General features: G+C 32.1%; 5 protein-coding genes. All 5 read left to right on the plus strand.

What is annotated here, in order from left to right:
- Positions 1-59 precede the first annotated feature (59 nt).
- The 5 genes from B4E95_RS01455 to B4E95_RS01475 all read left to right on the plus strand — a co-directional run bounded on the left by B4E95_RS01455 (position 60) and on the right by B4E95_RS01475 (position 3,495).
- Positions 60-875 carry an AraC family transcriptional regulator gene (locus B4E95_RS01455; RefSeq protein ID WP_291089372.1) on the plus strand — a complete coding sequence of 272 codons (816 nt, stop codon included), beginning with the start codon at positions 60-62 and terminating at the stop codon, positions 873-875.
- 162 nt (positions 876-1,037) lie between these two features.
- Complete coding sequence (locus B4E95_RS01460; RefSeq protein ID WP_221856990.1) at positions 1,038-1,421, plus strand: VOC family protein; 384 nt, start codon at positions 1,038-1,040, stop codon at positions 1,419-1,421.
- 313 nt (positions 1,422-1,734) lie between these two features.
- Complete coding sequence (locus B4E95_RS01465; RefSeq protein ID WP_291089375.1) at positions 1,735-2,295, plus strand: hypothetical protein; 561 nt, start codon at positions 1,735-1,737, stop codon at positions 2,293-2,295.
- A gap of 10 nt (positions 2,296-2,305) precedes the next feature.
- Positions 2,306-2,680: a hypothetical protein gene (locus B4E95_RS01470; RefSeq protein WP_291089378.1), complete on the plus strand. Its 375-nt coding sequence runs from the start codon at positions 2,306-2,308 to the stop codon at positions 2,678-2,680.
- Positions 2,681-2,694: 14 nt separating this feature from the next.
- Positions 2,695-3,495: a GIY-YIG nuclease family protein gene (locus B4E95_RS01475; protein WP_291089381.1), complete on the plus strand. Its 801-nt coding sequence runs from the start codon at positions 2,695-2,697 to the stop codon at positions 3,493-3,495.
- Positions 3,496-3,549: the final 54 nt, after the last annotated feature.

The raw sequence follows: 3,549 nt of genomic DNA on the forward strand, positions 1-3,549 counted from the left end.
CGGCAATACCCAAACCGTTATAGGGTATTTTAAAACGACAACCGTGCTAACAACAAACAGTGAACATTACGACAGAAATAAGAACGCTCTACAATCCCATTCAACCGACAGTCAGACAATCGGCTGACAACGTAACCTACACGGAATTTCTGCCCGACATCACACTTCAACCTTATATTTATTGCTATTGGCAACTAAAAACAATACAGAAACTTTCTGAACAATTTAATTACCGTGTTGTAGCTGACGGTTGCATTGACATCTATTTTGAACTCAACAATCCGAAAGAAAATTATGTAATGGGTTTCTGTAAAAAGTTTACTGAATTTCCGCTTGACAATGCTTTCAACTACATTGGTGTTCGTTTTCTGCCGACAATGTTTCCGCAACTTTTCAAGATAAACGCAATGGAATTAAGCAATCGTTACGAACACTTACATTCGGTTGTTCCACATTTGTCCGACTTTATTACAAACAATTTCAATGAAACTCAACAGCAGGACGAAATAAAAAATTTGCTTGACAGTCATTTTCGTGAACTGACAAACAAAACAACATTTGACAATGACAACAGACTTTACGGAGCGATAGAACTCATTCTGAAAAACTTTGGAATGCTTGACATTGAAAAAGATTTAGAAACAGGTATTAGCACAAGGCAACTTCGCAGACTTTTTGAGTTTTACATTGGCGACACCGCCAAAACATTCAGCAAAGTTGTCCGTTTTCAAAATATTCTCAAAGCCAAACCATCAAGCCAAAGTCTGCGACAAAACAAACTATTCTTTGACGTGGGTTATTACGACCAATCGCACTTTATAAAAGAGTTCAAAAATTTTTATGGCGTTACGCCAAGCAAAGCATTTGGCAGATGAATTTGTCCGATTTTTACTATTCCAAAAGTTTCTGTTGTATGAACTTTGCATCGTTAATCAAATTCAAAAACAATGAAGCGAATAGTTTTAATCATTGCTACATTTTGCTTAACGGCAAATGTATTTTCACAAACAAATTCAGTAACTAAAAAAGAAATCAAGATGAAATTAAATGCAGGTATCGTAACATCAAAATTGGCAGAAACAAAAGAGTTTTACACCAACACACTGAACTTTGGCGTAACGTTTGAAAACGAATTTTACCTTTTGTTACACACGCCAAACCACGAAGCGGAAATCAGCTTTTTGCTTCCAAACCACCCAAGCCAACAACCGATTTTTCAGCACCCCTTCCAAAATCAAGGTGTTTATCTGACCATTGAAGTAGATGACGTGGACAGCATTTACCAAGAACTGAAAAAGAAAGGTGTTGAAATAAAAATTGACATTCGCAACGAATCTTGGGGCGACAGACATTTTGCCATTCAAGACCCAAATGGCGTTGGTATTGACATCGTAAAATATTCGCCACCGACAGAAGAGTAAAAAAACGCCCTATAACATAGCATTGGCAAAATGGCGGGTTCTGTGCTAAATTGAACATTCGGTTTTCAAATGAACATTAGTACTAAATTGAAAGTAAGTGCTTCAAAATCCGCCACTTCGCCAAGCTGCAAAACGTTGTGCGTAATCTTACCAAAAAACATCTTCAAATTACGGTTTTCCGTAATGAAATGACTGAACTAAAATTTAATTTTGACGAATTAAATATAGTTGATAATATTGAAGAAAAATTTCATAACGACATATTTTGTCTTACGTCAACTTTAATTTTACAGCAGCTAAAACTAATAAGACTATGAGTATTTTTTTCAAATCTTTTAAAAGAGAAATAGGTAAAAATTCTGGAAAATGGTTAAGTAATATTGTTTTCAAGGATAAGCATTCTACACCAATAAAAATAATTCGAGAACAAAAAAATGTAGAATTAAATCAACAGAAACAAGAATTTAAAGAAAAAATTAAGTTTGAAGAAAAATTGGTTGAACTTGAGCAAAAAAAGTTCTTAAACAACAAGACCAATTTACTTGCTGAAAAGAGAAATTCTGTTTTAGAAATGGAATTACCTAATGACAAAAATGAATTGTTCAATTTTGCTTTAAACCTTATTACTGAAATTAAAAGTAATCGTTGGAGTTCTAATAATTCTGATGAAGAAGAAACTTCCAATGAATATTTAGAAGCACATTATCAAAAACTTGGACAAGTAAAAACAAAACTTCAATTTATGAATGCAACAAATGAAGCAGAACACGTTGAAGCAGAATTGAAAAAAATTAGAACAAAAAGATTTATTCAAAAATATTGGTTTTACTTCCTTTTTGCTGTCATATTAATTGCATTATACATTTTAAAATAATCCTAAACTTATGAGTAACAACTACATTGAAAAAAAAGAAAACGTCGGCTTAAAATTAGTCATTGCTTCCATTTTTACCTTTATTTTTCCTTATTTCGGAATACCAATCTTACTGTTCAAGTATTTTATGGGACGTAACAAAACTTCAAAAAGAAGTTATCAATACGAATATGACACTGAAATTGTGAGAGATAAACGTTTCAAAGGCGGATACAGAGAACAATTAGGAAATCAGAAAAAAGTTGCTATCTCTCAAGAAATGTCAGGCTATGAACAAGAAAATTACGATAAAAAAATCAAAGGGTATTTATATATTGCATTAGGTTTCTCTGCCTTTTGGATTTTAATGTTAATCATCGTAGGAATAACAGAATTATTTGAATAAAATCATACTACAAAATGTCTATAAACTTAAACGATATTCTAAACTTTTCTGATTTAAGGAAAGTTAAAGTCCGATTTAACCAAAGTAATGGTTCTTATGACCCATTGAGGTTTTTCAAAGAAGACAAGAAATCACTCTTGAACGGACAGTTTTGGAACTACAATAAAAAGAAATCTTTCAAAAACGGAGATATAACGGTTGGCTTTATAAAGTTAAGAAACCATAAATGGTTGCTTTTTGATATTAGCATCATCACAAAAGACCTTAATTTGAATAATGCTGTTGGTTATGAATATGAAACTTTAACAGAATATGAAAAATATTTTGGCAGACTTATTATTGAGTTCCGAAACAAATCCCAAAACCTAATTCGAAATGCTGAAAGTGTAATAGACCAATGTTCCGTAATACAAATTTTAGAAGATACTTTTGATAATGATTTGTTTCCAGGTTATGAAAATGTAAGGCTTAACTGGAAAGATTTAAAAAGAGTTGTTTCAAAAAGTAATTGGATTACTGCATTGGAAAATCAGAAAGCGGTTTATCTAATCACAGACAAAAGTAACGGAAAAATGTATGTTGGTTCAGCTTACGGAGAAACAATGCTACTTGGAAGATGGAAAAGTTACATACACAACGGACACGGAGGAAATGTTGAACTAAAAAATATCGAATTTGAGCATATCCAAAACAATTTTGAGTATTCAATTCTTGACATTTATAAATCAACAATTAATGATGAAGTTATCATAAATCGAGAATCTTGGTGGAAAGAAACTTTACTAACTCGAAAATTTGGCTACAACAGAAATTAAAAAGACTACGCACAACATCGGTAACTGTTGCACAACTCCAATTTACAGTAAAAA

The sequence above is a fragment of the Empedobacter sp. UBA7494 genome (assembly GCF_002478465.1).
GTDB lineage: Bacteria > Bacteroidota > Bacteroidia > Flavobacteriales > Weeksellaceae > Empedobacter > Empedobacter falsenii_B.